Source organism: Variovorax sp. P4_D9, from assembly GCF_056401695.1.
Window position 1 is genome coordinate 1 of record NZ_JBFUIU010000042.1, and the last position, 25,472, is coordinate 25,472.

Below are 25,472 nucleotides of genomic sequence, written 5' to 3' on the forward strand. Positions count from 1 at the left end.
TCCTGATGGCTGCCGGCTCGCCGGCAGCCCCTCTTCGATGACACAAGAAACTCTTCCGCGCAAGCTCCGCTACGCCATGGTCGGCGGCGGGCGCGACGCCTTCATCGGCGCGGTGCATCGCAAGGCGATCGCGCTCGACGGGCAGATCGAACTGGTGGCCGGCGCCTTGTCCTCGAGTGYCGAGAAGGCCAAGGCCTCGGGGCGCGATCTGTTCCTCGCCGACGATCGCAACCACGGCGATTGGCGAAGCCTGCTCGCCGATGAGCTGCAGCGGCCGGTCGGGGAGCGCATCGACTTCGTCTCGATCGTCACGCCCAACCACATGCACCATCCGGTGGCGCAGGCCTTCGTCGACGCCGGCTTCCACGTGGTCTGCGACAAGCCCCTGGTGCACACGCGCGAGCAGGCCGATGCCTTGGTCGCGGCGGTGGCACGGCAGGGCACGGTTTTCGGCGTCACATACAACTACACCGGCTACCCGATGGTCCGCCAAGCGCGCGAAATGGTGCACGCGGGCGAGATCGGCGAGATCCGCAAGGTGGTCGTCGAATACAACCAGGGATGGCTCTCGACCCGGCTCGAAGGCGAGGGCAACAAGCAGGCCGCGTGGCGCAGCGACCCCGCGCAGAGCGGCGCCGCAGGGGCAATCGGCGACATCGGCTCGCATGCCGAGAATCTGGTGGCGACCGTGACGGGGCTCGAGATCGAAAGCCTCTGCGCCGACCTGAGCGCGCTGGTGCCCGGGCGACCGCTCGACGACGACGGCAGCCTGCTGCTGCGTTTCCGTGGCGGCGCGCGCGGCGTGCTGATCGCGTCGCAGGTCAACACCGGGCTCGAGAACGACTTGCGGCTGCGGGTCTCCGGCACGCTCGGCACGCTGATCTGGCGCCAGGAACAGCCGAGCGAACTGACGCACCTGCCGCATGACGGGCCGAAACGCATCCTCACGCGTGGCTCGCCCTGGTTGTGCGAAGCCGCACGGCGCGCGAGCCGGCTGCCGAGCGGGCATCCGGAGGGATTCATCGAGGCCTTTGCCAATGTCTATGGTGGCGTGGCGGCGGACGTCCGGGCGCGGCTTGCAGGCCAAGCCGCGGATCCTCTTGCGGGCGACTACCCGCACGTGGAAGACGGCGTACGGGGTGTACGTTTCATCGAGCGAACGGTGGCCTCGGCCGCCAGCGAGCAGAAGTGGACGCCGTGGTAGCGCACTTGTCGCGGTCGTAGGTCGCGGCTCACATCGCGTCGCGCCTGCCGCACGGCGCGGACAGCCGCGGCACGGCCTACCATGGCGTTTCCATGGTCATTGCGCCGCCCCCATCCCCAGGCGATCTCGTCGTCGCCCGCCCCGAAGGCCTCTACTGCCCGCCGGGCGATTTCTACATCGACCCGTGGCGCCCGGTCGACCGTGCCGTCATCACACACGCGCACTCCGACCACGCCCGCGTCGGCCATGGGCACTACCTCGCCCACACCGACAGCGCTGGCACGTTGCGCACGCGGCTCGGCGAGATCACTCTGCAGACGCTGGCCTACGGCGAGGCCATCGTCCACCACGGCGTGCGCGTCTCGCTGCATCCGGCCGGGCACGTGCTCGGGTCGGCCCAGATCCGGCTCGCGCACGGCGGCCGCGTCTGGGTCGCATCGGGCGACTACAAGACCGAGCCGGACGGCACCTGCGCACCCTTCGAGCCGGTGCCCTGCGACACCTTCATCACCGAGTCGACCTTCGGCCTGCCGATCTATCGCTGGCCGATGCAGGCCGTGCTGTTCGCCGAGATCAACGATTGGTGGCGCGCCAATGCTGAGCAGGGCAGGGCCTCGGTGCTGCTGTGCTATGCCTTCGGCAAGGCGCAGCGCATCCTGCATGGCGTGAACCCGGACATCGGGCCGATCGTGGTGCATGGCGCGGTCGAGCCGCTGAATGCGGTGTACCGAGCCGCCGGCGTTGCACTGCCGCCGACCGTGCGAGTGACCGATCCGGGCGTCGATGCCGCGATGCTCAAGCGCGCACTGGTGCTGGCGCCTCCGTCTGCACAGGGCACGCCGTGGATGCGCCGCTTCGGGCAGTACTCGGATGCCTTTGCCAGCGGCTGGATGCAGCTGCGCGGCACCCGCCGCCGTCGCGGTGTCGACCGTGGCTTCGTGATGTCCGACCATGCGGACTGGCCGGGCCTGCAGCAGGCCATCGCGGGCACCGGCGCGCAGCGCGTGCTCGTCACGCACGGCAGCGTGGCCGTGCTGGTGCGCTGGCTCACTGAGAACGGCCTGGAGGCGCAGGGCTTCAAGACCGAGTACGGCGACGAGGATTCGGAGCCGGCCGCAGCCGTGCCATGAAGCAATTCGCCGCGCTTTATCGCGAGCTCGACGCGACCACGTCGAGCCTGGCGAAGCAGGCCGCCTTGCAGCGCTATCTGCAGGGCGCGCCGGCACGGGATGCGGCCTGGGTCGTGTACTTCCTCGCCGGCGGCAAGCCGCGCCAACTGGTGCCCGCGAAGCTGCTGCGACTGCTCGCGCAAGAGTCCGCGGGCCTGCCCGAGTGGTTGTTCGACGAAAGCTACGAAGCGGTCGGCGATCTCGCGGAGACGATCTCGCTGTTGCTCCCGCCCCCGACCGATGTCCACGGCATGGGGCTGGCGGAATGGATCGAGCAGCATCTGCTGCCGCTGCGCAAGATGCCGCCCGAGGCGTTGTCCGATGCACTGCGCGCGCAGTGGCAGCGGCTCGCCATCGACGAGCGGCTGGTCTACTTCAAGCTCATCACGGGAGGCTTCCGCGTCGGCGTCTCGAAGCTGCAGGTCACGCAGGCGCTGGCCGCGGTCGGCGCGCTCGACCCCAAGCGCGTGGCCCAGCGGCTCATGGGCTACACCCACATCAGCGGCCAGCCGACGGCCGCCGACTACGCGGCGCTGATCTCGCCCGAGAGCACCGGCGAGCGCGACCAGAAGACCAGCGGCCAGCCCTATCCCTTCTTTCTGGCGCATCCGTTCAACCTGCCGCTGGAGCAGTTCGATGCCGCGCTCGGTGCGCCCGCGCAATGGATCGTCGAATGGAAGTGGGATGGCATCCGTGCCCAGCTGGTCAAGCGCGCGGGACAGGTGTGGCTCTGGTCGCGCGGCGAAGAGCTGGTGACCGACCGCTTCCCGGAACTGGCCGTGATGGGTGACGCGCTGCCCGACGGCAGCGTGCTCGACGGCGAGATCGTGATCTGGCGCGAGGACCGTGTGCAGCCTTTCGCCGAGCTGCAGAAGCGCATCGGCCGCAAGACGCTCGGCGCCAAGCTGCTGCGCGAGATCCCGGTCGTGCTGCTGGCCTACGATCTGCTCGAATGGCAGGGCGGCGACCTGCGCGCGCTGCCGCAGCAGGAGCGCCGTGCTTTGCTCGACGACCTGCTCGTGAGCGTGCAGCATCCGTCGCTGCTGCCGAGCCCGATGCTGCACGGCCAGGATTGGCACGATCTGGCGCGCCAGCGCGAGGCAGCGCGCGCGATGGGCGTCGAAGGATTGATGCTCAAGCAGCGCGATGCTCACTACGGTGTCGGCCGCACCAAGGACGTCGGCGTCTGGTGGAAGTGGAAGATCGACCCGCTCTCCATCGATGCCGTGCTGGTCTACGCGCAGCGCGGCCATGGGCGGCGCGCCAGCCTCTACAGCGACTACACCTTCGCGGTCTGGGACGGGCCCCCCGAAGTCGCCGACCGCAAGCTGGTGCCCTTCGCCAAAGCCTATTCAGGATTGACCGATGCCGAGATGGCGCGAGTCGATGCGGCGATCCGCAAGACCACCATCGAGAGCTTCGGGCCGGTGCGCAGCGTGCGGCCGACGCTGGTCTTCGAACTCGGCTTCGAAGGCATCGCGCGCAGCACGCGCCACAAGAGCGGCATCGCGGTCCGCTTTCCGCGCATGCTGCGCTGGCGCGAGGACAAGGCCGTGCAGGAGGCGGACAGCCTGCAGACGCTGGCTGCGCTGCTGCCTTCGTGATGACGACGAAGCAGGCGCTCGATGCCTGGTTCGCCGGGCGCGGCTGGAAGCCTTTCAGGTTCCAGCGCGCCGTCTGGAAGGCGATCGCCGATGGCCACTCGGGCCTGCTGCACGCGACCACCGGCGCCGGCAAGACCTACGCCGTCTGGCTCGGCGCCCTGCTTGCCTTCGGTGCTGCGCCGCCGAAACGTCCCCCCGGCAAGCGGGCCGAAGCCGCGCCGCCGCTCACCGTGCTGTGGCTGACGCCGATGCGCGCCCTGGCCGCCGACACGCTGCGGGCGCTGCAAGAAGCGCTCGATGCCGTCGGGGCCGAGATGCACTCATGGAGTGCCGGCGCTCGCAGCGGCGACACCGGCTCGGCGGAGCGCAGCGCACAGAACCAGCGCCTGCCAACCGTGCTCGTGACCACCCCGGAGAGCCTGTCGCTGCTGCTGGCGCGGGTTGATGCGAAAGAGGTGCTCGGCACGCTGCGACTGGTGGTGGTCGACGAATGGCATGAGCTGCTCGGCAACAAGCGCGGCGTGCAGGTGCAGCTCGCGCTGGCCCGTCTCCGGCGCTGGAACGACAAGCTCTGCGTCTGGGGCATGTCGGCCACGCTCGGAAATCTCCATGAAGCGATGCGCACCCTGGTCGGCGCCGAGCAGGGCCTGCTGGTGCAAGGCGAGGTGCCGAAGAAAATGGTCGTCGATTCGCTGCTGCCGGGTCGGGGCGAGCGCTTTCCGTGGGGCGGCCACCTGGGCCTCACGATGCTGCCGCAGGTGATCGAGGAGATCACCGCCAGCACGACCACGCTGGTCTTCACCAACACGCGTTCGCAGTCCGAGATCTGGTACCAGGCGATGCTCGAGGCGCGGCCTGACTGGGCCGGCCGGATCGCGCTGCACCATGGTTCGCTCGACCGCGCGGTGCGCGAGTGGGTCGAGCTGGGCCTCAAGAACGGCGAGCTCAAGGCGGTCGTCTGCACCTCGAGCCTCGACCTGGGCGTCGACTTCCTGCCGGTCGAGCGCGTGCTGCAGATTGGTTCGCCCAAGGGCGTGGCGCGGCTGCTGCAGCGCGCGGGCCGCTCGGGCCACGCGCCGGGCCGGCCGTCGCGCATCACGCTGGTGCCGACCCACAGCATCGAGATGGTTGAAGGCGCCGCGGCGCGCGCCGCGATCGCGGCCGGGCACATCGAGTCGCGCAGCTCGCCCGAGCAGCCGCTCGACGTGCTGGTGCAGCATATGGTCACGGTCGCGCTCGGCGGTGGCTTCGTGCCCGATGCGCTGTACGACGAGGTGCGCAGCACGGCCGCCTATGCCGGGCTCTCGCGCGACAGCTGGCAGTGGTGCCTGGACTTCGTCTCGCAGGGCGGACCGTCGCTGGCCGCCTACCCGGACTACCGGCGCGCGGTGCCGGATGCGGAAGGCGTCTGGCGCGTGTCCGATGCGCTGCTGGCGCGGCGGCATCGCATGAACATCGGCACCATCGTCAGCGATGCCAGCCTGTCGGTGCAGTTCCTCGGCGGCGCGAAGATCGGCAGCGTCGAAGAGGGTTTCGTCGCCCGCATGAAACGCGGCGACTGCTTCCTGTTCGGCGGCCGCCTGCTCGAACTCGTGCGCATCCACGACATGACCGCCTGGGTGCGGCGCGCCAGCGGCAAGCGCGCCGCGGTGCCGCGCTGGAACGGCGGCCGCATGCCGTTGTCGAGCACGCTGGCCGATGCGGTGGTGCAGCAGCTCGCGCTCGCGAACGAGGGCCGCTACGAGACGCCCGAGCTGCAGTGCGTGCGTCCGCTGCTCGAGATCCAGCAGCGCTGGTCGGCGCTGCCGACGCCCGATACGCTGCTGGCCGAAGTGCTGAAGTCGCGCGAGGGCTGGCACCTGTACCTGTACCCCTTTGCGGGGCGGCCGGTACACCTCGGCCTGGCCAACCTGATCGCCTGGCGCGTCGCCCAGCACCAGCCGCGCACCTTCTCGATCGCGGTCAACGACTACGGCTTCGAACTGCTCAGCGCTACTGTGGTCGACTGGGCCGCGCTGCTGCCGCAGGTGCTGGTGGCCGGGCACGACGCCGAGGCGCAGGACGCGATCGCGCACGACGATGAGCGCCCGGCGCTGCTGCATGAGGTGCTGGCCTCGCTGAATGCGACCGAGCTCGCGCGCCGCCGCTTCCGCGAGATCGCGCGCGTCTCGGGCTTGATCTTCCAGGGCTATCCGGGCAAGAAGCGCAGCAACAAGCAGTTGCAGGCGTCGTCCTCGCTGTTCTACGAGGTGTTCCGCAAGTACGACCCGGCCAATCGCCTGCTGCAGCAGGCCGAGGCCGAGCTGCTGGCGCAGGAGCTCGAGATCGGCCGTCTGCAGGCCAGCCTGGCGCGCATGCGCGCCCAGCGGCTGGTGCTGCGCACGCTCGCCAAGCCCACGCCCTTCGCCTTCCCGCTGATGGTCGAGCGTTTTCGCGAGAAGCTGTCGAACGAGAGCGTGACCGATCGCATCGCGCGCATGGTGCAGCAGTTCGAGAGCGCTGCGGCGGGGAATTGAGCTTGCCGGCGCCGGCCCGCGGCCGCTTCTGGGACACTGGGTCGGTGACCTCGACCCTCGCGGCCTGCCGGATCGAACTGGCAGGCGAAAGCATCGAACTCCTTCCCGACCGGGCGCTCTGGTGGCCGGCCGCCAGCGTGCTGTTCGTGGCCGACCTGCACCTCGGCAAGGCGGCCACTTACCGGGCGCTGGGCCAGCCGGTGCCCGGCGGCACGACGCAAGAGAACCTGGCGCGCCTCGATCGCCTGATCGATCGGCATGGGCCGCGCAGAATCGTTTTTCTCGGCGACTTCCTGCATGCCGCGCAAGCCCGCACGGCGTCGCTACTGGCGGCGGTGGCGGCGTGGCGCGACCGCCATCCGGTGCTGGCCTGCACGCTGGTGCGCGGCAACCACGATCGCCGCTCCGGCGATCCGCCGGCCGCGCTGGGCTTCGACCTGGTCGACGAGCCGTACCTGGTCGGGCCCTACGCTGCCTGCCATCACCCGCAGCGCCATGCCACGCATTTCGTGCTGGCCGGCCATCTCCACCCGGCGTGCAGGCTCAACGGCCGGGGTCGCGACAGCCTGCGCATGCCCTGCTTCGTGCACGAGGGCGCGCAGCTGATCCTGCCCGCCTTCGGCGAATTTACGGGCGGCTGGCAGGTCGAGCCGATGCCCGGGCGCCGCTTCTACGGTGTCGGCGGCAACGGAGTCTGGGCGCTTCCCGCGTCAGGCTGAAGCGGGCCTACAGCACGACCGGTTCATCCGGCAGCTCGTTGCGATCCGGCTGCCCCTGCGCCAGCGGAAAGTGCTCGACCAGCAGTGCCGACACTTCCTCCAGCGCCTGGGTCAGCCCGTCCTCGAAGCGCCCTTCGCGGAAGGCAGCGCTCATGCGCTGGGCCATCGCGGCCCACTGCGCGTCGTCGACGCGGGCATCGATGCCGCGGTCGGCCACGATCTCGATCGCATGTTCGGCCAGCAGCAGGTAGATCAGCACGCCGTTGTTGTGCTCGGTGTCCCACACCCGCAGCTTGCCGAACAGCATGATCGCGCGCTCTCGCGCCGGCGCAGCGCGCCACAGGTAGGACAGCGGCAGCCCGGCCTCGACGCAGACGCGGATCTCGCCGCTGTGGCGCCGCTCGCTGGCGGCCACGCGGCGTGTCAGCCGGTCGAGCGCCTCGGCCGGCAGCGCGCGGCGCACGTCGGCCTCGTCGGTCCAGCGGTGGCGCCAGATGCGGCCCAGTCGCGCGAACAGCGAAGTGGAGGATGAAGAAGGAGATGCCATGGCTACCAGTCTCCCGAAGCGCCGCCGCCGCCGAAGTCGCCCCCGCCACCGGAGCTGAAGCCACCGCCGCCACCCGAAGACGATCCGCCGCCCCAGCCGCCACCACCGCCTCCGCCAAATCCGCCAAAGCCGCCCCCGCCTCGCCGCCCAATCGACGGCCCGGCGCCGAAAGCGGTCGACAGCAGCGTGAAGAGCAGGGCGCCCAGCGCGGCCAGCACAGCGATCACGAGGCTCGATGTCAGCACCATCACCACCGCGCCGGTCAGCCCGCCGAGCGCCAGCGAGCCCGGGATCTTGCCGAGAATGCGGCGTGCGATCGGCCCGCCCACCAACACGACCGCGAACAGGAAGATGCCGAGGTCCTGCCAGTCGAAGCCGCTGCCCGAGGAGCGGCCATCGCCGAAGTCGCCACCGCGTGCATCGACCTCGGGCAGGGCCTCGCCGTTGACGCGGGCGATCAGCTGGTCAGCCGCGGCATCGAGGCCACYGGCGAAGTCGTTCTGGCGGAAGCGCGGCTTCATCGCCTCGTCGATGATGTGCGCAGCGGCCAGGTCGGGCACCGCGCCCTCGAGCGCCTTGGCGACCTCGATGCGCATCTTGCGGTCGTCCTTGGCGACCACCACGAGGATGCCGTCGCCGACCGCCTTGCGGCCGATCTTCCAGGCGTTGCCAACCCGGTTGGCATAGCTCGCGATGTCCTCGGGCTGCGTGGTCTTGACCATCAGCATCACGATCTGCGAGCCCTTCTTCTGCTCGAAGGCCTGCAGCTTGGCATCGAGCGCGCTGCGCTGCGCGGCGCTCAGCGTGCCGGTCTGATCGATCACGCGGGCGTCGAGCGCGGGCACCGGCAGCAGGCCCTGCGCCTGCGCGCCGACCAGCGCCGCCGTCATCAGGAGGAGGGCCGTCAGCGCCTGCCGGATGCGGGCCGCCGTCATCGCGTGCTGCCGCCCCCTACTTCTTCGGAGCGCTGAAGTCGACCGTTGGCGGTGTCGAGATCTGGGCTTCGTTCTGGACCGAGAAAGTGGCCTTGGGCGGGTAGCCCATCACCTTGGCCGTCAGGTTGGTCGGGAAGCTGCGGGCCAGCACGTTGTACTCCTGCACCGTCTGGATGTAGCGGTTGCGCGCCACCGTGATGCGGTTCTCGGTGCCTYCCAGCGTCACCCGCAGGTCGCGGAAGGCCTGGTTGGCCTTCAGACTGGGATACTGCTCCGCCACCACCATCAGCCGCGACAGCGCGCTCGACAGCTCGCCCTGCGCCTGCTGGAACTTGTTGAAGGCCTCGGGATTGTTGAGCGTCTCGGGCGTGACCTGGATCGAGGTCGCCTTGGCGCGCGCCTCGATCACCTTGGTCAGCGTCTCCTGTTCGAAGTTGGCTTCACCCTTGACCGTGGCGACGATGTTGGGCACCAGGTCGGCGCGCCGCTGGTACTGGTTGAGCACCTCGCTCCAGGCCGACTTGCTGGCCTCGTCGAGGCGCTGGAAGTCGTTGTAGCCGCAGCCCGCGAGCGACAGCGCCGCGACCATGATCAATAACCAGCGTTTCAACATATCCAAGCCCTCACTGTGCGAAGTCGGCAAAGGTAGCATAGAAGGATGGCGCCAGATCCCCTCCAGGCCCTGCAGGCCGCGAACCGCCGGCCCCTCGACGGCGGCCCATCGAAGGGCACGCTGCTGATCGCCGGCGCCACCGGCGCCCTGGGCCACGAGCTGGTGCGGCGGCTCGCCGGCCGCCATCGCTACGACCACACCCTGGTGCTGGCGCGGGAGCCGATCCGCGATGGCCTGCCGGGCGTCGAGACCTGGCAGGTGCCGGCGCTGCCGATCGCGCAATGGCCGCCCGTGGCGGCCCACACCGCCCTCGTGCTGTTCGAGCCGCCGCGGCTTTTTTATGACCGCGAGCGGGCGCTGTGGACGCCCGAGCCGGCGCAGCTGCCGGCGCTGGCCGCCTGGCTGCGGGCCGGCGGCGTCCAGACGCTGGCGGTGGTGCTGCCGCACGACCAGGGGTGCCTGCCCGAGGCGCTGAAGCACGGCCTGGCCAGCCTCGACGAGCAGGCGGTGGTGGCGTTGGGCTTCGAGCGCGTGTTGCTGGTGCGCTCGGCGCAGAAGCCGGCGGCGGTGCGCTACGCCAGCCTGGGCGAGCGGCTGGCGGCCTGGATGCTGTCGATCGCCCGTTTCATGGTGCCGGCCAGCGAGCAGCCGGCGCGGGCGTCCAAGGTGGCCGAGCTGGTCGATGTGGCCCTGGCGCTGGCGCCGCCCGGCGTCCACGTGGCCGCTCCCGAGCTGGTCTGGCGCGCGACCCAGGGCGAACTGCGGGCCGTCGTGCAGGGCTGGGTGGCCGCGGCCCCCTGAGCCGACGCGCGACCGAGGCAAAATCGCAACCTCCGGCAGCACTATCCATGTCCACCAAAGCCAAACTCCGAGCCATCGCCATCGGCGGCACCGCTGACGACGTCGAAGCCGCCTTCTACGAAGCCCTCCAGCGCGGCGACGTCGACGCCCTGATGGACTGCTGGGCCGACGAGGAAGAAGTATTCTGTGTCCACCCCGGCGGTCCAAGGCTGGTCGGGGCCGAGGCGATCCGCGCCGCCTTCGAGCATATGTTCGGCAACGGCGCCATCCAGGCCACGCCGGCGCGGGTGCGCAAAGTCGAGTCGCTCGCCAGCGCGGTGCACAACGTGCTGGAGCGCATCGAGGTGCTGACCGCCGAAGGGCCGCGCCACGCCTTCGTGCTCGCGACCAACGTCTATCACCGCACGGCGCAGGGCTGGCGCATGGTCGCGCACCATGCCAGCCCCGGTAGCGCGCACGAACCCGGCGACGCAGTCGAGGCGCCGCAAACGCTGCACTGAGCCATGCAGTACGTCGCGCCACTCTGGCTGCCGGGCGGCAACCTGCAGACCATCTGGCCGGCGCTGTATGCCCGGCGCGCCGAGGCGGCGCTGACCGGCTACCGGCGCGAACGCTGGACCACGCCCGACGGCGATTTCATCGACGTCGACTTCCTGGATGCGGCGGTGGCCGGCCCGAAGCCGCTGCTAGTGCTGTTCCATGGCCTCGAAGGGTCGTCGCGCAGCCACTACGCGGAAGCCTTCGCGGCCTTCGTGCATGCCCGCGGCTGGGACTACGCCGTGCCGCATTTCCGCGGCTGCAGCGGCGAGCTCAACCTAGCGCCGCGGGCCTACCACTCGGGCGATTTCGAGGAGATCGGCTGGATCCTGGCCCGGCTGCGCGCGCAGCGGGACCCGGCGCAGCCCCTGCTGGCGGTCGGCGTCTCGCTCGGCGGCAACGCGCTGATGCGCTGGGCCGAGGAGGCCGGGGGCGAGGCCTCGAAGCTGGCGAACGCGGTGGCCTCGATCTCCGCGCCGCTGGACCTGGCGGCCGGCGGCGCCGCGATCGGCCGCGGCTTCAACCGGCTGGTCTACACGCGGATGTTCCTGTCGACCATGAAGCCCAAGGCGCTGGCCAAGCTGGCCCAGCATCCGGGCCTGTTCGACCGCGACAAGCTGCTCGCGACCCGCGACATCTACGCCTTCGACAACGTCTTCACCGCGCCGCTGCACGGTTTTCGCGGTACCGACGACTACTGGTCGCGCGGCTCGGCCAAGCCGCACCTGCACCAGATCCGGATCCCGGCTCTGGTGGTGAATGCCGTCAACGACCCCTTCGTGCCGGCCGCCAGCCTGCCGCGCCAGGACGAAGTCGGCCGCCACGTCACGCTCTGGCAGCCCGCCCATGGCGGCCATGTCGGTTTCCCGCTGGGACCGCCCCCGGGCCACGTCCGCGCCATGCCCGAGCGTGTGGTCGACTGGTTGAAAGATCACCTCTGACCCGCGAGAGCAGAATCCCTTCATGGACGACATCGTCAAACAGGCCCTGGCCAAGTGGCCGAACGTGCCCCATTGCTACGGCTGGCTCGGACTCGATGCCCGCGGCAACTGGTTCTTGCGCGACGACCGCACGCAGGCCATGGGGCCCTTCACGCAGGCCAGGGGCTCGCAACTGCGGCACGAAAAGCTGATCGATTTCATCCAGCGCAACTACGAGCATGACGAGAAGGGCCAGTGGTTCTTCCAGAACGGGCCCCAGCGGGTCTACGTCGAACTCGAAGCCGCTCCCTGGATCTGGCGCATCGCCGAAGACTTGTCCGTCTGTTCCCACGCCGGGCTGCCGATCGAGCCCACCGCCTGCCTGCTCGACGCCGAGGGCAGGCTCTACTTGGTGGCCGACATCGGCCTCGGTCTGGTCCACACGCAGGATGTCGGGCTGGCGGCTGAGGCGGTCGAGCAGGGGCGCTGGGTGCCCGAGAACGTCCGCGCCGAGGACCTTCCAGCCCGTTTCGGCTTCGTGCCGAGCCCAGCGGCGAGCCAACCGGCCCCCTCCGCGCCACCGCCCCGACCATGAAAAAAGCCCGCGTCGAGCGGGCTTTTTTCTGGGGTCGAATCGCTTACTTGCCGRCTGCCACCGCGGGGGCTGCCGCATCGGCGGCTGCGCCTTCGGCCGCCGCCGGCCGGTCGGGCACCGGGAAGGTGGCGCCGCCCGAATTCGCCATGTAGACCACCGCGCGACCGATCTCGAGGTCGTCGAAGTCGCCGCCGCCCTGGGCGGGCATTGCGCCCTTGCCCTTCAGCGCATGCTCGACCAGCGTGGCGTAGCCCTGGCCGATGCGGGGGCCCCAGGCCGCGGCATCGCCGTAGTGCGGCGCGCCCGGGATGCCCGGGGCGCCGTGGCAGGCCACGCACTGGGCCTTGAACACGGCCTCGCCGGTGGCCAGCGCCCGGTTGGCGTCGCGGATCTCGATGCTGCCGACCTTCTTGAGGCGCTCGGCGACCTCGCGGTCACGGGTGTCCTTCGACACGCCGTAGAGCGACATGCCCTCGCCCTGCGCCGACCCCGAGGGATGGGTGCCCGACACCACGAACGACACCAGGCCGACGATGATCAGGATGGGAGCGACAAAGGAGAAAAAGACCGCGAGCAGCAGTTGCTTCGGATTCTTGATCGGGCCGGAGTGGGCTTCTTCTGTGGCCTGGTAGTGCGGGTCGTCGCTCATTGCGTCCTCAGTATCGGGGGCTCGGTGGGGCTTTTCGAATCAACCGCGGATTATAGAGAGCCCCTTGGGCCCGGCCGCCCGCAAACGGCCGGGGCCCGATCAAGGTCACTTGGTGGCCCAGCCGCCGCCCAGGGTCTTGTACAGCGCGACCTGGTTCTGCAGTCGCGCCTGGCGGACCTGCGCGGTCGCGAGCTGCGAGGTGTAGAGCGAACGCTGGGCATCCAGCAGGTCGAGCCCGCTCGCGACGCCGCCGCGATAGCGCATGTCCGACAGCTGGAAGCGCGTTTCCTCGGCCTTGGACTGCGCCACCAGCGCGCGCAGCTCCTCGTCGAAGGTTGCGCGGCCCGCGAGCGCGTCGGCGACTTCGCGGAAGGCCGACTGGATCGACTTCTCGTACTGCGCCACCGCGATCTTCTGGCTGGCGCGGGCCGAGTCCAGGTTGGCCTGGTTGCGTCCGGCATCGAAGATCGGCAGCGTGATCTGCGGCGCGAAGGCCCAGGCCTTCGAACCGCTGTCGAACAGGCCCGAGAATTCCGAGCTCGTCGTGCCGATCGAGGTGGTCAGCGACACGCGCGGGAAGAAGGCGGCGCGCGCGGCACCGATGTTGGCGTTGGCCGCGATCAGCTGCTGCTCGGCGGCGCGGATGTCGGGCCGCTCGGTCAGCAGGTCGGAGGGCAGGCCGGCCGGCAGATCGGGCATCGGCGCCAGCGCCTGCAGGCCCTGGTCGCCGCCGGCGATGGTCTCCGGCGGCACCGGCGCACCGAGCAACAGCGCCAGCGCGTTCTCGTCCTGCATTCGCAGCCGCTGCTGCTGGGCGTAAGTGGCGCGTGCGGTTTCGGCCTGCGCCTCAGCGAAGCGGTAGTCGATTTCGGACGCCACGCCGTTGTCGAAGCGCAGCTTGGTGAGCTTGAGCGAGTCGTCGCGCGTGACCATGGTGCGGCGCGTGATCTCGAGCGCCTCGTCGTCGCCGAGCACCGCCAGCCAGCCATTGGCCACTGCGGCGATCAGGCTGATCTGGGTCGACTTGCGGGCTTCCTCGGTGGCCAGGTACTGGGCCAGCGCGGCGTCCTTCAGGCTCGCCACGCGGCCGAAGAAGTCGATCTCCCAGGCCGTCACGCCCAGGCCGACCGAATAGACGGAGCTCACGCCGTCGCCGAGCAGCGACGGGCGCTGGCGCGTGCCGCTGGCGCTGGCATTGAGCGTCGGGTACAGCGCCGAGCGGGTGATCTGGAACTGGGCCCGCGCCACCTCGATGTTGAGGATCGCCACCTGCAGGTCGCGGTTGTTCGTGAGTGAGAGGCCGATCAGCTGCTGCAGCCGCGGGTCGGTGAAGTAGTCCTGCCAGGCCACGGTGGCGGCCGGCAGTTCCCCGGGCGCGGTCGGTGCCGCCGCCGCGTTGGGGAAGGTGGCCGGCACCGGCGCCGCCGGGCGCTCGTAGGTCGGGATCAGCGAGCAGCCCGCCAGCATCAGTGCGGCGGCGCCTGCCAGGGCTGTGGTGATGAATTTCCTAGTCATGCTTTTCTTCCTCGATGCCGGCGGCTTGCGCATGGCGCTTGTCGGCCTCGTGCTGGCGAGCGCTGCCCTTGAAGAATCCGCGGACGATCACGAAGAACACCGGCACGAAGATCACCGCGAGGGTCGTGCCCGTGACCATGCCGCCGAGCACGCCGGTGCCGATCGCGCGCTGGCTCGCCGAGCCCGCGCCGGAGGCGAACACCAGCGGCATCACGCCCAGCCCGAAGGCCAGCGAGGTCATCACGATCGGCCGGAACCGCAGGTGCGCGGCGGCGAGCGCGGATTCGACCACCCCCTTGCCCTGCGCCTGCAGATCCTTCGCGAACTCGATGATCAGGATCGCGTTCTTGGCCGACAAGCCGATGATCGTGATCAGCCCGACCTGAAAGTACACGTCGTTGGAGTAGGCCCTCAGCATCGTCGCCAGCAGCACCCCCAGCACGCCCAGCGGCACCACCAGGATCACCGCCAGCGGAATCGACCAGCTTTCATACAACGCGGCCAGGCACAGGAACACTGCCAGGATCGCGAAGCCGTACAGGATGATGGCCTGCGAGCCGGCGAGCTTTTCTTCCCGCGACTGGCCGGTCCATTCGTAGCCGAAGCCGGTCGGCAGCTGCGACGCCAGCCGTTCCATCTCGGCCATCGCGGCGCCCGTGCTGTAGCCCGGCGCCGCACTGGCGCTGATGCGAATCGCGGGGTAGCCGTTGTAGCGCACCGTCTGCTGGGCGCCGGTGATCCAGCGCGTGCTCGCGAAGGCCGACAACGGCACCGGCTTGCCCTGCGCATTGGCCGCATTCAGCTTGAGCAGGTCTTCGGGCTGCATCCGCGCCGGCGCGTCCGCCTGCACCACCACGCGCTGCAGGCGGCCCTGGTTCGGGAAGTCGTTGACGTAGCTCGAGCCGAGCGCGGTCGACATCGTCGCGTTGATTGCATCGAAGGTCACGCCCAGCGCATTCGCCTTGTCGCGGTCGATGTCGATCTGCAGCTGCGGCGCGTCCTCGAGGCCGTCGGGCCGCGTCTGCGTCAGGATCTTGCTTTGCGACGCCATGCCCAGCAGCTGGTTGCGCGCATTGATCAGCGCCTCGTGGCCCGCACCGGAGCGATCCTGCAGGCGGAAGGTCACGCCGCTGGCATTGCCCAGTTCGGGAATCGGCGGCGGGCTCAGCGGATAGATGAAGGCATCGCGAACGCTCGACAGCGCACCGAAGGCGCGGCCTGCCAGCGCTTCGGCCGTCTCTCCGGGGCCCTTGCGCTCGTGCCAGTCCTTCAGCGTCACGAAGGCAAGCCCGGCGTTCTGGCCCTGGCCCGAGAAGCTGAAGCCCATCACGCCCACCATGCTCTGCACCTCGGGCTGCTTGAGGATGAAGCCCTCGACCTGCTTCATCACGTCTAGCGTTCGCTCCTGGGTCGCGCCCGGCGGCAGCTGCACGTTGACGATGATGTTGCCCTGGTCTTCCTGCGGCAGGAAGGAGGTCGGAACCCGCAGGTAGGTGAACACCACGGCGCCGATGATCGCCACGTAGATCACCATGTAGCGCAGGGCGCGGCGCAGGATGCGCGACACCAGGCCCTCGTAGCCCTTGGCGGTGCGCGTAAAGCCGCGGTTGAACCAGCCGAAGAAACCGGTCTTGGCATGGTGGTGGCCGGCTTCCACCGGCTTCAGCAGCGCCGCGCACAGCGCCGGCGTCAGGGACAGCGCCATGAAGGCCGAGAAGCTGATCGACGCCACCATCACCGCCGAGAACTGGCGGTAGATGTTGCCGGTCGAGCCGGCAAAGAAGGCCAGCGGCACGAACACCGAGATCAGCACCACGGTGACGCCGATGATGGCGCCCGAAATCTGCCGCATCGCCTTGCGCGTGGCCTCCAGCGGCGGAAGCCCTTCCTCGCTCATGATGCGCTCGACGTTCTCGACCACCACGATGGCGTCGTCCACCACGATGCCGATCACCAGCACCATGCCGAACATGGTCAGCACGTTGATCGAGAAGCCCAGCGCCAGCAGCACCGCGAAGGTGCCCAGCAGCGAGATCGGCACCACGATGGTCGGGATGATGGTGTAGCGCCAGTTCTGCAGGAACAGGAACATGACCAGGAACACCAGCACCACGGCTTCGACCAGGGTCTCGGCCACTTGCGAGATCGAGATCTTGACGAAGCGCGAGCTGTCGTACGGGATCTCCCACTTCACGCCCTGCGGGAAGAAGTGCGAGAGCTCCTCCATCTTGGTGCGGATCAGCCGGGCTGATTCGAGCGCGTTGCCGTTGGGCGCCAACTGGACGCCGATACCGACCGCCGGCTCGCCGTTCAGGCGCGCCGAGGTTGCGTAGGCCTGGCCGCCGAGCTCGACGCGGGCGACGTCGCGCAGCCGCACGGCCGAGCCGTCGGTGTTGGCGCGCAGCACGATGTTGCGGAACTGCTCGACGTTGGCGAGCTGGCCGTTGACCACCACCGTGGCCGCGATCGCCTGGCCGGTCACGTTCGGCAGGTCGCCGATCGTGCCCGAGGCCACTTGCGCGTTCTGCCCCTTGATGGCGTTGGTGACGTCGCTCGACGACAGGTTGAAGCCCTGCAGCTTGGCCGGATCGATCCAGACCCGCATCGAACGCTCGGTGCCGAACAGCTGCGCCTGGCCGATGCCCTTGACGCGCTGCAGCTCGGGCACCACGTTGCGCGCGGCATAGTCGCCCAGCGCGATCGGATCGTAGGCCGGGTTGTCGGACGACAGAATCGTGAACAGCAGGAAGTTGGTGCGCGACTTGTCGACCCGCACCCCTTGCTGCGTCACGGCCGCGGGCAGCCGCGGCGTGGCACGCGAAAGCCGGTTCTGAACATCCACCTGCGCCAGGTCGGCGTCGGTGCCGGGCGCGAAGCTGATCGTGATCGAGCCGGTGCCGTCGGCCTGGGCCACCGACTCCATGTAGATCATGCCGGGCGAGCCGTTCATCTCGCGTTCGATGACCGCCAGCACGCTGTCCTCGAGCGTCTGCGCGGACGCGCCGGGGTAGGCGGCGTTGATGACGATGGCCGGCGGAGCCACCGGCGGGTACTGGGCGATCGGCAGCTGCGTGATCGCCACGCCGCCCACCACGAGGATGAACAGGGCGATCACCCAGGCGAAGATCGGACGGTCGATAAAGAACTTGGCCATGCGGGCGGGCTCCTTACTTCGCGGCTGCAGCCGGGGCGGCAGCAGCGGAAGCGGCCGGTGCCGGGGCGGCGGCGCCCTTCGGACCGGTCCATGGAACGGCCTTCACGGGCGTGCCGGGCGGCATCATCTGAAGCTTCTGGAAGCCGTCGACCATCACCTGCTCGCCGGCCTTCAGCCCTTCGAGCACCACCCACTGGTTGTTCTGGGCGGCGCTGATCTTCACCGTGCGCTTGCTGAGCTTGCCGTCGGCGCCCACCACCGTCAGCGTGTCGCCCTGCTGGGTGCGAGTCACGGCCTGCTGGGGCACCGTGATGGCGTCGAGGGCCTGGGCCTGCTCGAGGCGCACGCGCACGTACAGGCCCGGCAGCAGGTCGCCCTTCGGGTTCGGCACCTCGGCGCGCAGCGTGATCTGGCCCGTGGTCTGGTCGACCGTCAGGTCCGAGAACAGCAGCCGGCCAGGCAGCGGGTACTCGCTGCCGTCCTCGAGCGCGATGCGCACGCTGGCCGCCTCGCCGCCCTGGGCGTGCTTGAACTGGCCGTCCTGCAAGGCGCGGCGCAGCCGCAGCACCTCGGTGGCCGACTGCGTGAAGTTGACGTACAGCGGGTTGATCTGCTGGATCACGGCCAGCGCCGTGGCGTCGCCGCCCTGGCCCACCAGCGCACCCTCGGTCACCAGCGAGCGGCCGATGCGGCCCGAGATCGGCGCCGTCACGGTCGCGTAGCCCAGGTTGATCCTGGCGGTCTGCACGGCGGCGCGGCTGACCGCGATGTCGGCCTCGGCGGTCTTGGCCGCCGCCACCGCGTTCAGGTATTCCTGCTTGCTGACCGCATTGGCTTCGACCAGCGGCTTGTAGCGCTCGGCCAGCGCGCGGGCCTGCACCGCGTTGGCCTCGGCGCGCGCCAGGCTGGCCTCGGCGCTCTGCGCGGCGGCGGCGTAGGGGGCGGGGTCGATGCGGAACAGCACCTGGCCGGCCTTGACGTCGCTGCCTTCCTGGAACACGCGCTGCATCAGGATGCCCGCTGCGCGCGCACGCACCTCGGCCACGCGCGTGGATTCGAGCCGGCCCGGCAGCTCGGTCACCAGGCCGACGTTGGTCGGCGTGGCGACCACCACGCCGACTTCGGGCGCCGGTTGGCCGCCCCCGGCTGCCTTCGGGGCCTCGCCCTTGCCGCAGGCGCTCAGTGCGAGCAGCATGACGATGGCGGCGGCAACGGCCGCGAGGCGCGGGGAGAACAACGAATGGCGCGAGACATGCAAGTCGGGCATGTGATTCCTTTGAAGGGAGGACAGAAGACGACGGCGCGCGGATGCATAAAAGCATCGCGGCGATCTTGACTATCGGCAAAAGGCCGCTATCTTACATACATTCATGGATGTATAGTGACGACCTTGCCCGGCCGATGGATTTTATGAACGGAGTGTGAAAGTGGYCAGACGCACCAAGGAAGAGGCGCAGGAGACGCGCAACCGCCTGCTCGATGCGGCGGAGGTGCTGTTCCAGGCCCAGGGTGTGTCGCAGACAAGCCTGCAGCAAATTGCGCACCAGGCCGGCGCGACCCGGGGCGCGATCTACTGGCACTTCAAGGACAAGGCCGCGCTCTTCAATGCCATGATGGACCGCGTCACGCTGCCGCTGGAGGCCGAGGTGGCCAGGGCGTCCGCGGGCAGCGGCGCCGAGGCCATTGGCGAGGTCGAGCACCAGATGGTCGAGGCCCTGAAGCTCATGACGACCGACATGCAGGTGCGCCGCGTGTTCGACATCGCCACCCACAAGGTCGAATACACCCACGACATGAAATCGGTGCAGCAGCGCCACCTGACGGCGCGCAACGCCTGCGTGATCGAGTTCGAGAAGGCCATGGTGGCGGATGTCCGCCGCACTCGCAGGCGCCTGCCCATCCCGGCACCGGCGGCGGCGCAGGGGCTGCATGCGCTGATCAGCGGCCTGATCCAGAACTGGCTGCTGGATCCGGCCGCATTCGATCTCGTGGCGACCGGGCGGCAGGCCTTCCGGGTGTACCTCGCGGGGCTGGGATTTACCCGGCCCGTGCCAGACGCCGTCTGATCAGCGATAATAGAGAGCTTCCGATGTTTCGGAAGCCCCTCTCGCTGTATTTCAACGGATAGAATTCGGCCCTCCGAAGGCTGAGATCCAGGTTCGATTCCTGGCGGCGGGACCAGACACCTAGATCAGAGCGTCTCACCCAGCATCAAAACCCGCACGTTTCCCCAGCGTAGCGGGTTTTTCTTTGCCTCACGATGGATCAAGGCGTAGCATCTCATGTCGGTACTTTGTCGGTACTTCTGTAGGTATCCGGCAGAAGTCGGAAGTTGAAGTACCGACACGCATGGGACGGGGCTATGGCGCTGACAGATACGTTTGTGAAGCAGGTGAAGCACAAGGGCGCGGCGATCGGCGAACGCTACGCCGACGGTGGGGGCATGTACCTTCGGGTCAAGGCAGCGGGCAAATACTGGCGTCTTGACTACCGCATCGATGGCAGGGCCAAAACGGTGGGCCTGGGCGTCTATCCGGAGGTTTCGCTGGCTGAGGCCCGCCATCGCCGCGACAAGGCTCGCAAGGAGCTCGCGCATGGAGTCGACCCGAGTGTGGCCAAACGCCAGGAAAAGGCGGCCAGGGCCAACTCGGCAGCGACCACCTTCGAGGTGGTGTCACGCGACTGGCTCTCGAAGACCGCGAACAGGCGCGCCGCAGTGACGCAGGCCAAGGTCACAATTTGGCTCGAAAAGGATGTGTTCCCGTTTATCGGCAAGCTTCCCATCACCACCATCAAGGCCAAGGACGTTCTCGACAAAGTGGCCCGTCGGATGGAGGCGCGGGGAATTCACGAGAGCGCCCATCGCATCGTGCAAATTTGCTCGCAGGTGTTCCGGTACGCGGTGGCCGTTGACCTTGTCGATCGTGACGTCACTGCGGACCTGCGCGGCGCGCTGGTGGCGATCGAGAAAGCCAACTACGCCGCGATCACAGAGCCGGTGGAGGCGGGGCAACTCATGCGTTCGATCTACGCCTATTCGGGCCACCCGGCGGTTGTGGCGGCACTCAAGCTGTCCGCGTTGGTTTTCGTCCGCCCCGGTGAACTCCGTGCTGCGGAGTGGTCAGAAATCGACCTAGACGCCGCCCAATGGCGCATCCCCGCTGCCAAGATGAAAATGAAGGTCGAGCACATGGTCCCGCTGTCACGGCAAGCCGTGGACATCCTGCGCGCCCTGCAGCCGATTAGCGGGCACGCCCGGTATGTATTCCCCAGCATCCGGACGGGCGAGCGGTGCATGAGCGAAAACACCATCAATGCGGCACTGCGCGGGATGGGTTACGCCAAAGACGTGATGACTGCCCACGGATTTCGCGCGATGGCTCGTACGATCATGGACGAGGTGCTGGGCGAGCGGGTCGACCTGATCGAGCACCAACTCTCGCATACCGTCAAAGACCCGAACGGGCGGGCGTATAACCGCACGGCGCATCTACCAGCGCGCAAGGAAATGATGCAGCGGTGGGCCGATTACCTGGACAAGCTGCGCATCGGCGCGGACATTATTCCGTTGCGCAAGGTGACAAACAAGACCGTTTCGCCACCCCTAGGCTGATCCCCGAAAACCCGTTTCCCTGACGGGCTGGGCTGGCATTTTTATCGGGGGGCGCAAGGGACGCATGGCTTCAATATACAAGGGCGAACTGGCCAAGAAATTGCCGAGGCCCGACGACGGCAGAACGACGGAGGCGCTGCTGCTAGGCGACCACACGATGTTCAACCAACTCATTTCGGCAGAGGTGCATCGTAAGCTTGACAAGTTGCCCATGCTGTTAAAGCACTTCGAAATCGAGTTTGATAAAACGGATCCCTCGTCTTTGCTGCTCGCGTACTACAGGCTGTCACTTTGCTTGGCAGAGCAGCATGTCCCCGGCTTTCAAGTCGAAGGCAGACGCGGTCGGCCGAAGAGCTGGACGCCGGCCTTGCGCGCCAAGGCCTCTCGAGCCCTTGCCCAATTGGCCCAAGAGTGGCCGAACGTTACACGCACAAAGCTCGCGTCTCGCCTCGTTAAGCAAGATCCTTGGAAGAGTCTTTCGAGGTCTGGACCTGCGCTACTGAAACAGATCAGTTTGCTAGAAGGACCGCTGGGTTGGTTTTGGCCGGGAAAAAAGTAGCTGGCCCAATTGTTCCGTGGAATTTAATGCGGGCCCGGTTTTTCTTCCAGCCGGGTGGACGGATGCTGTCGTCATCACTTCAGAGGACGACAATCCATGTCAAACCGCATCCCTTCATTTGACGATCTGCCAGACTGCGCATTCGTTCGCGAAGCCCAGTTGGTGCAGAGCGCGAATCGTCCAAGTCATCCCGTTCCATTGCCGTTCAGCGCGCCAACACTTTGGCGGAAGGTCAAGGCGCGCACGTTTCCTTCGCCATACAAACTGTCTGAGCGGGTCACCGCGTGGAAGGTCGGCGATGTTCGCGCATGGATCGCCGATCAAACAGAGGGAGGCCCTGCGCGATGAGCCTCCGGCGCATATTCAACGCCGCCATCGTTGTCGCCTCGGTGCGGGGCTGGTTGCCATACGCATGGGCTGACTGGGTCATTCCAGCGCAGAGGTCTCTCCCATGATTGACCACAACAGTTCGACGACGGCCGACGACCATGCCGAAGAAAAAAAGTTCGCCACGCTGGCGGCGGAATATGCCCTTGCCGGCCACCCGCTGGTGCGCAAGATCGGCGCAGACGGTAAGGCGTCCTACTTCTGCACTTGCTGGGGGCTCATCAAGCGCCTGGCCAACCTCGAAGCGGCGCGAGCGTTCCTGGCGCAGATCGGCGGTGCGCAATGAGTGCGATCGATCAATTCCGCAGCGCCATCGAGGCGGCAGGCCTGACGCCGCCCGATGAGATCCACGGCGACGGTCGGCTGCATCACTTCAGCCCCAGCGGCAAGCGCAAGGACGATGCCGGTTGGTACGTGCTTTATCTTGACGGAACCCCGGCCGGCTTGTTCAGCAACTGGCGCGGCGGTCTGGTGCAATGCTGGCGCGCCGGGAGCGAGCGCGAGATGTCGACGGAAGAGCGGAAGGGGCGCCCCGCAGTGAGCCCCGCACTGGACACCGCCGCCGCTGCCCACTATCTGAACCGTCGCCCGCAGACATTGAGGGGCTGGGCCTGCAACGAAGACGGCCCGCTGCGTCCTCGGAGGGTTCATGGCCGACTGCTTTGGTCGGTTAAAGACATCCGGCGTCTCGTCGGAGACTGACGATGGTCCGCCAACAGGAACACCTCGATTCGCTCTCCGAGGTGCACGCCTTCGACAAGCAGATTGGAGGCCCCATGAGCGTCGCCGTCACCCTGACCGTGTTCCCGAACATGCAGTGCCAGAGGGCAGAAACGCTTACAGGAAGTTGGGGCGAGATCTTTGACTTCATCAGCGGCGCACCGCCCATCGAAGCCAAGGACACCGGGCGGCTGTTGAAGCTGGCAAAGTTCGGCGACGCGCGGACGCCACGCGGCAGCCTGAAGCACGACGCCAATGTGCTCGAAATCACGGGCGTCGAGGGCGACTATGACGCGGAATCCRTCGGCATCGAGGAAGCCGTGAGCCTGCTGGAGAAAGCGGGGGTGCGCGCATTCGTTCATCCCTCGTGGAGTCATGCCCCCGAGAAGCCTCGCTGGCGCGTGCTGGCGCCGCTTTCGAAGCCATTGCCCCCCTCCGAGCACAACCGAATGGTTGAGCGCCTCAATGGTGCGCTCGGCGGAATCCTCGCGCCCGAGTCGTGACGGCGCGCGGGCTGATCGCCCCTCTACCGGTCTTGCAACGTTGCGCTCAATTCAGTGAGGTGGCCCCGTGACGAACCCAACAACCTCCCCCGCCGAATCTGACAACCCGCCGCCATATGAGCGTGCGAAGGCGCGCATAGCCGTTTCGCCATCGCTGAACGGCGCGGCGGTGATCGCCACATATCAGGGCAACGTGTTGGGCAGAGAAGTCGGCGTGGTCGCATTGATCGACGCACTGGAGRCCACTTTCACTGATGTCAAGGCTGGTGATCTGGGAGCGCTGGAGGCAATGCTCATATCGCAGGCGACGGCGCTGCAATCCATCTTCGCGAGCCTCGCGCGCCGAGCCGCTCAACAAGAGCAACTGCACCACTATGAGGCATTCCTCGGGCTGGCGCTGAAGGCGCAGGCCCAGAGCCGGGCGACCATCGGTACCCTCATCGATCTGAAGTACCCGAGGCAGGCGACGTTTGTGAAGCAGGCAAACATTGCTCATGGGCCGCAGCAGGTCAACAACGACACGGCGGGCGGCGCAACGTCGCGCGCGAAAGAAGACGAATTCCAGCAAAACAAACTATTGGAGGTTCGAAATGAGCAACCCGTCGTCAGGGTGGACGTCGGAGCGACGCGAGCGTCAAAGCGAAGCAATCCGCCGGTGGAAGCCGTGGTCAAGGTCGACCGGCCCCAAAAGCCCTGAGGGAAAGGCGGCCGTATCTCGCAACGCTTACACCGGCGGCCACTGGCAACTCATGCGCCGACTGCGGATGGTGCTACGCGAGCAGCGCCAGTCGCTGCTGCTGTAGGGCAATCAGCGCTGCGTTGCGTCGTAGGGCTGCCCGTCGGGGGCGCTTGAGGTGCAGCCAGACGCGATGCTGCCGGCCAGGCGCAAGCCAGTGCTCGACGCTGACGCCGCCAGGACACTCCGGGAGATGGCTGCGCAGGGCGTTCCCAAGGTGGACATCGCGGAGACACTCGGCATCTCCCGGGCCAGCGTGTATGAGTATTTGAAGGCATGACCGCCCTAACGCCCGCGGGCGGTACCCCGCACGAAGCAGTGACCCGGCTTGATTCAGTCTATCGCCTGGTCGCGATGTATGGCTGGAGCGACCTCGTCTTCACGCACATCAGCGCGCGCGTGCCGGGCCCCGACCACCACTTCCTGATCAATCCCTATGGCTTGATGTTCGATGAGATCACCGCATCGAGCCTCGTGAAAGTAGATCAGGAGTGCAACAAAATCATCGACTCGCCCTACCCGGTAAACCCGGCCGGCTTCGTGATCCACAGCGCGGTGCACGCGGCCCGGGAAGACGTGCAGTGCGTGCTGCACACCCACACCCGCGCCGGCATCGCCGTCAGCGCGCAGGAGACTGGCGTGTTGCCAATCAGCCAACAGGCGACCCTCGTGCTGGCTTCATTGGCGTACCACGACTACGAAGGCGTGGCCTTCCGCGAAGAGGAAAAGCCGCGGCTGCAGGCCGACATGGGCAGCGCCAACTACCTGATGCTGCGCAACCACGGCCTGCTGACCGTCGGTCCGACCATCGCGGAAGACGGCCGCGCCATCAACCGCGGTCGGCCTATCGTCAAGGATGTGGTTGAAGGACCGCATTCAGTTCGCGTAGGACAGCTCAGTCCACCTTGAGTACGGCGTTGCGGGGGAATCGGAGGACCAGAGCAACGCCGCTTTCCTCGTTCCGGGCGTGGAGTGTCACTCACATGGCCAATGCATAGATTCTTGAAGCAAAAGGACCGAGGCCGCCTTTTGCCGGCGCTGCGCTGTCGGAGACGCCGAGGTCGAAGATCCGCTCCAGCTCAGTCTCGGGAATCCACGAGCCCTGATTTGGAACTTCCAGCGACGTGTCGTCCGTGGACGGCCATAGTCACAGAGGATCTATGCCGAGAACTCCGGACAATGTTGCATGTCTGCCAAACTGGTTGGGGCCAATTAGGCTGGCCGGCAGTTCGGGTAGCAAATCCGACGAGTCAATGCGCACCGGTCTTCAGCGGGTTAGAGCGCGCTTTAGCCGGCTCGTCAGCTCGATGTAGTTGAGCGCCGCTTCAGATGTAGGCGTCAGGTCGCCGGCATGCGCAACCTGGTTGCGCAAAACGCCTTTTGCAGCAGTTGCGGGCGGGCGAATTTGCCTGGTGGCTCGAGCACCTCCTGCACCACGGGGTCCGGAGCCTCCTCGCCATCGGCTCTGGCACTGGA

General features: G+C 67.8%; 25 protein-coding genes, 1 tRNA gene and 1 pseudogene. 20 read left to right on the forward strand and 7 right to left on the reverse strand.

The genetic code is table 11. The features are described from left to right. The first annotated feature begins 37 nt into the window (after positions 1-37). The 5 genes from AC1DY5_RS07180 (at position 38) to pdeM (ending at position 7,212) form a co-directional block, all read left to right on the forward strand. A complete protein-coding gene (locus AC1DY5_RS07180) occupies positions 38-1,204 on the forward strand; it encodes a Gfo/Idh/MocA family protein (protein ID WP_478110201.1) in 1,167 nt (388 codons plus the stop codon). 92 nt (positions 1,205-1,296) lie between these two features. Then, positions 1,297-2,334 carry a ligase-associated DNA damage response exonuclease gene (locus AC1DY5_RS07185; RefSeq protein ID WP_478110142.1) on the forward strand — a complete coding sequence of 346 codons (1,038 nt, stop codon included), beginning with the start codon at positions 1,297-1,299 and terminating at the stop codon, positions 2,332-2,334. Further along, positions 2,331-3,977 (forward strand): ATP-dependent DNA ligase, encoded by a 1,647-nt coding sequence (locus tag AC1DY5_RS07190; RefSeq protein ID WP_478110144.1) that lies wholly within the window; start codon positions 2,331-2,333, stop codon positions 3,975-3,977. The genes AC1DY5_RS07185 and AC1DY5_RS07190 overlap by 4 nt, the downstream gene beginning before the upstream one ends. Next, positions 3,977-6,493: a ligase-associated DNA damage response DEXH box helicase gene (locus AC1DY5_RS07195; protein WP_478110146.1), complete on the forward strand. Its 2,517-nt coding sequence runs from the start codon at positions 3,977-3,979 to the stop codon at positions 6,491-6,493. The genes AC1DY5_RS07190 and AC1DY5_RS07195 overlap by 1 nt, the downstream gene beginning before the upstream one ends. A 44-nt stretch (positions 6,494-6,537) precedes the next feature. Then, complete coding sequence (pdeM, locus tag AC1DY5_RS07200) at positions 6,538-7,212, forward strand: ligase-associated DNA damage response endonuclease PdeM (protein ID WP_478110148.1); 675 nt, start codon at positions 6,538-6,540, stop codon at positions 7,210-7,212. A gap of 7 nt (positions 7,213-7,219) precedes the next feature. On the opposite strand, the gene AC1DY5_RS07205 is transcribed toward pdeM, so the two are convergent. The 3 genes from AC1DY5_RS07205 to AC1DY5_RS07215 are packed head-to-tail and all read right to left on the reverse strand — an operon-like array spanning position 7,220 to position 9,307. Continuing rightward, the gene (locus tag AC1DY5_RS07205) at positions 7,220-7,759 is read right to left on the reverse strand and encodes a TPM domain-containing protein (protein ID WP_478110150.1); all 540 of its coding nucleotides are present in this window, start codon (positions 7,757-7,759) and stop codon (positions 7,220-7,222) included. Between the two features lie 2 nt (positions 7,760-7,761). Beyond that, the gene (locus AC1DY5_RS07210) at positions 7,762-8,694 is read right to left on the reverse strand and encodes a TPM domain-containing protein (RefSeq protein WP_478110152.1); all 933 of its coding nucleotides are present in this window, start codon (positions 8,692-8,694) and stop codon (positions 7,762-7,764) included. Positions 8,695-8,710: 16 nt separating this feature from the next. Then, on the reverse strand, positions 8,711-9,307 hold the full coding sequence (locus AC1DY5_RS07215; protein WP_478110154.1) for a LemA family protein: 597 nt from the start codon (positions 9,305-9,307) through the stop codon (positions 8,711-8,713). A 45-nt stretch (positions 9,308-9,352) separates the two neighbouring features. Here AC1DY5_RS07215 and AC1DY5_RS07220 point away from each other — a divergent pair, with 45 nt between their 5' ends. From AC1DY5_RS07220 to AC1DY5_RS07235, 4 genes are read left to right on the forward strand one after another with little or no spacing between them, the layout of a single operon-like run. Continuing rightward, positions 9,353-10,108, forward strand: coding sequence for a hypothetical protein (locus tag AC1DY5_RS07220; RefSeq protein ID WP_478110156.1), 756 nt, complete (start codon positions 9,353-9,355; stop codon positions 10,106-10,108). 47 nt (positions 10,109-10,155) lie between these two features. Beyond that, positions 10,156-10,608, forward strand: a complete 453-nt coding sequence (locus tag AC1DY5_RS07225) for a YybH family protein (protein ID WP_478110159.1) — start codon at positions 10,156-10,158, stop codon at positions 10,606-10,608. A gap of 3 nt (positions 10,609-10,611) precedes the next feature. Then, positions 10,612-11,586, forward strand: coding sequence for a YheT family hydrolase (locus AC1DY5_RS07230; RefSeq protein WP_478110161.1), 975 nt, complete (start codon positions 10,612-10,614; stop codon positions 11,584-11,586). A gap of 22 nt (positions 11,587-11,608) precedes the next feature. Continuing rightward, positions 11,609-12,160: a DUF2946 family protein gene (locus AC1DY5_RS07235; RefSeq protein ID WP_478110163.1), complete on the forward strand. Its 552-nt coding sequence runs from the start codon at positions 11,609-11,611 to the stop codon at positions 12,158-12,160. Between the two features lie 43 nt (positions 12,161-12,203). Here the strand turns inward: AC1DY5_RS07235 and AC1DY5_RS07240 are convergent, their stop codons facing one another. From AC1DY5_RS07240 to AC1DY5_RS07255, 4 genes are all read right to left on the reverse strand, one after another. Beyond that, positions 12,204-12,809 carry a c-type cytochrome gene (locus AC1DY5_RS07240; protein ID WP_478110167.1) on the reverse strand — a complete coding sequence of 202 codons (606 nt, stop codon included), beginning with the start codon at positions 12,807-12,809 and terminating at the stop codon, positions 12,204-12,206. A gap of 105 nt (positions 12,810-12,914) precedes the next feature. Continuing rightward, positions 12,915-14,324: an efflux transporter outer membrane subunit gene (locus AC1DY5_RS07245; RefSeq protein ID WP_478110169.1), complete on the reverse strand. Its 1,410-nt coding sequence runs from the start codon at positions 14,322-14,324 to the stop codon at positions 12,915-12,917. Continuing rightward, entirely contained in the window at positions 14,317-17,478 is a 3,162-nt protein-coding gene (locus AC1DY5_RS07250; RefSeq protein WP_478110171.1) for an efflux RND transporter permease subunit, read from the reverse strand. Before AC1DY5_RS07250 ends, AC1DY5_RS07245 begins: the two co-directional genes overlap by 8 nt. Positions 17,479-17,491: 13 nt before the next feature. Beyond that, complete coding sequence (locus AC1DY5_RS07255; RefSeq protein ID WP_478110176.1) at positions 17,492-18,745, reverse strand: efflux RND transporter periplasmic adaptor subunit; 1,254 nt, start codon at positions 18,743-18,745, stop codon at positions 17,492-17,494. Between the two features lie 160 nt (positions 18,746-18,905). On the opposite strand from AC1DY5_RS07255, the gene AC1DY5_RS07260 reads away from it, so the two are divergent. The 11 genes and pseudogenes from AC1DY5_RS07260 to AC1DY5_RS07310 all read left to right on the forward strand — a co-directional run. Further along, positions 18,906-19,544, forward strand: a complete 639-nt coding sequence (locus tag AC1DY5_RS07260) for a TetR family transcriptional regulator (RefSeq protein ID WP_478110178.1) — start codon at positions 18,906-18,908, stop codon at positions 19,542-19,544. Between the two features lie 40 nt (positions 19,545-19,584). Beyond that, positions 19,585-19,659, forward strand: a tRNA-Arg gene (locus tag AC1DY5_RS07265). Between the two features lie 181 nt (positions 19,660-19,840). Next, on the forward strand, positions 19,841-21,091 hold the full coding sequence (locus AC1DY5_RS07270; protein ID WP_478110181.1) for a tyrosine-type recombinase/integrase: 1,251 nt from the start codon (positions 19,841-19,843) through the stop codon (positions 21,089-21,091). A 64-nt stretch (positions 21,092-21,155) separates the two neighbouring features. Further along, a complete protein-coding gene (locus AC1DY5_RS07275; protein WP_478110186.1) occupies positions 21,156-21,650 on the forward strand; it encodes a hypothetical protein in 495 nt (164 codons plus the stop codon). A gap of 96 nt (positions 21,651-21,746) precedes the next feature. After that, a complete protein-coding gene (locus AC1DY5_RS07280; protein ID WP_478110188.1) occupies positions 21,747-21,998 on the forward strand; it encodes a helix-turn-helix transcriptional regulator in 252 nt (83 codons plus the stop codon). Between the two features lie 103 nt (positions 21,999-22,101). Then, complete coding sequence (locus AC1DY5_RS07285; protein WP_478110190.1) at positions 22,102-22,323, forward strand: hypothetical protein; 222 nt, start codon at positions 22,102-22,104, stop codon at positions 22,321-22,323. Continuing rightward, a complete protein-coding gene (locus AC1DY5_RS07290; protein WP_478110193.1) occupies positions 22,320-22,739 on the forward strand; it encodes a hypothetical protein in 420 nt (139 codons plus the stop codon). The genes AC1DY5_RS07285 and AC1DY5_RS07290 overlap by 4 nt, the downstream gene beginning before the upstream one ends. Positions 22,740-22,813: 74 nt before the next feature. Next, positions 22,814-23,260 carry a hypothetical protein gene (locus AC1DY5_RS07295; protein ID WP_478110195.1) on the forward strand — a complete coding sequence of 149 codons (447 nt, stop codon included), beginning with the start codon at positions 22,814-22,816 and terminating at the stop codon, positions 23,258-23,260. A gap of 67 nt (positions 23,261-23,327) precedes the next feature. After that, positions 23,328-23,957, forward strand: coding sequence for a hypothetical protein (locus AC1DY5_RS07300; protein ID WP_478110197.1), 630 nt, complete (start codon positions 23,328-23,330; stop codon positions 23,955-23,957). Between the two features lie 172 nt (positions 23,958-24,129). Beyond that, positions 24,130-24,276 (forward strand): helix-turn-helix domain-containing protein, encoded by a 147-nt coding sequence (locus tag AC1DY5_RS07305; protein ID WP_478110199.1) that lies wholly within the window; start codon positions 24,130-24,132, stop codon positions 24,274-24,276. Further along, a pseudogene (locus AC1DY5_RS07310) lies at positions 24,273-24,812 on the forward strand (class II aldolase/adducin family protein); the annotation flags it as partial. The gene AC1DY5_RS07305 and the pseudogene AC1DY5_RS07310, both read left to right, overlap by 4 nt. Positions 24,813-25,472: the final 660 nt, after the last annotated feature.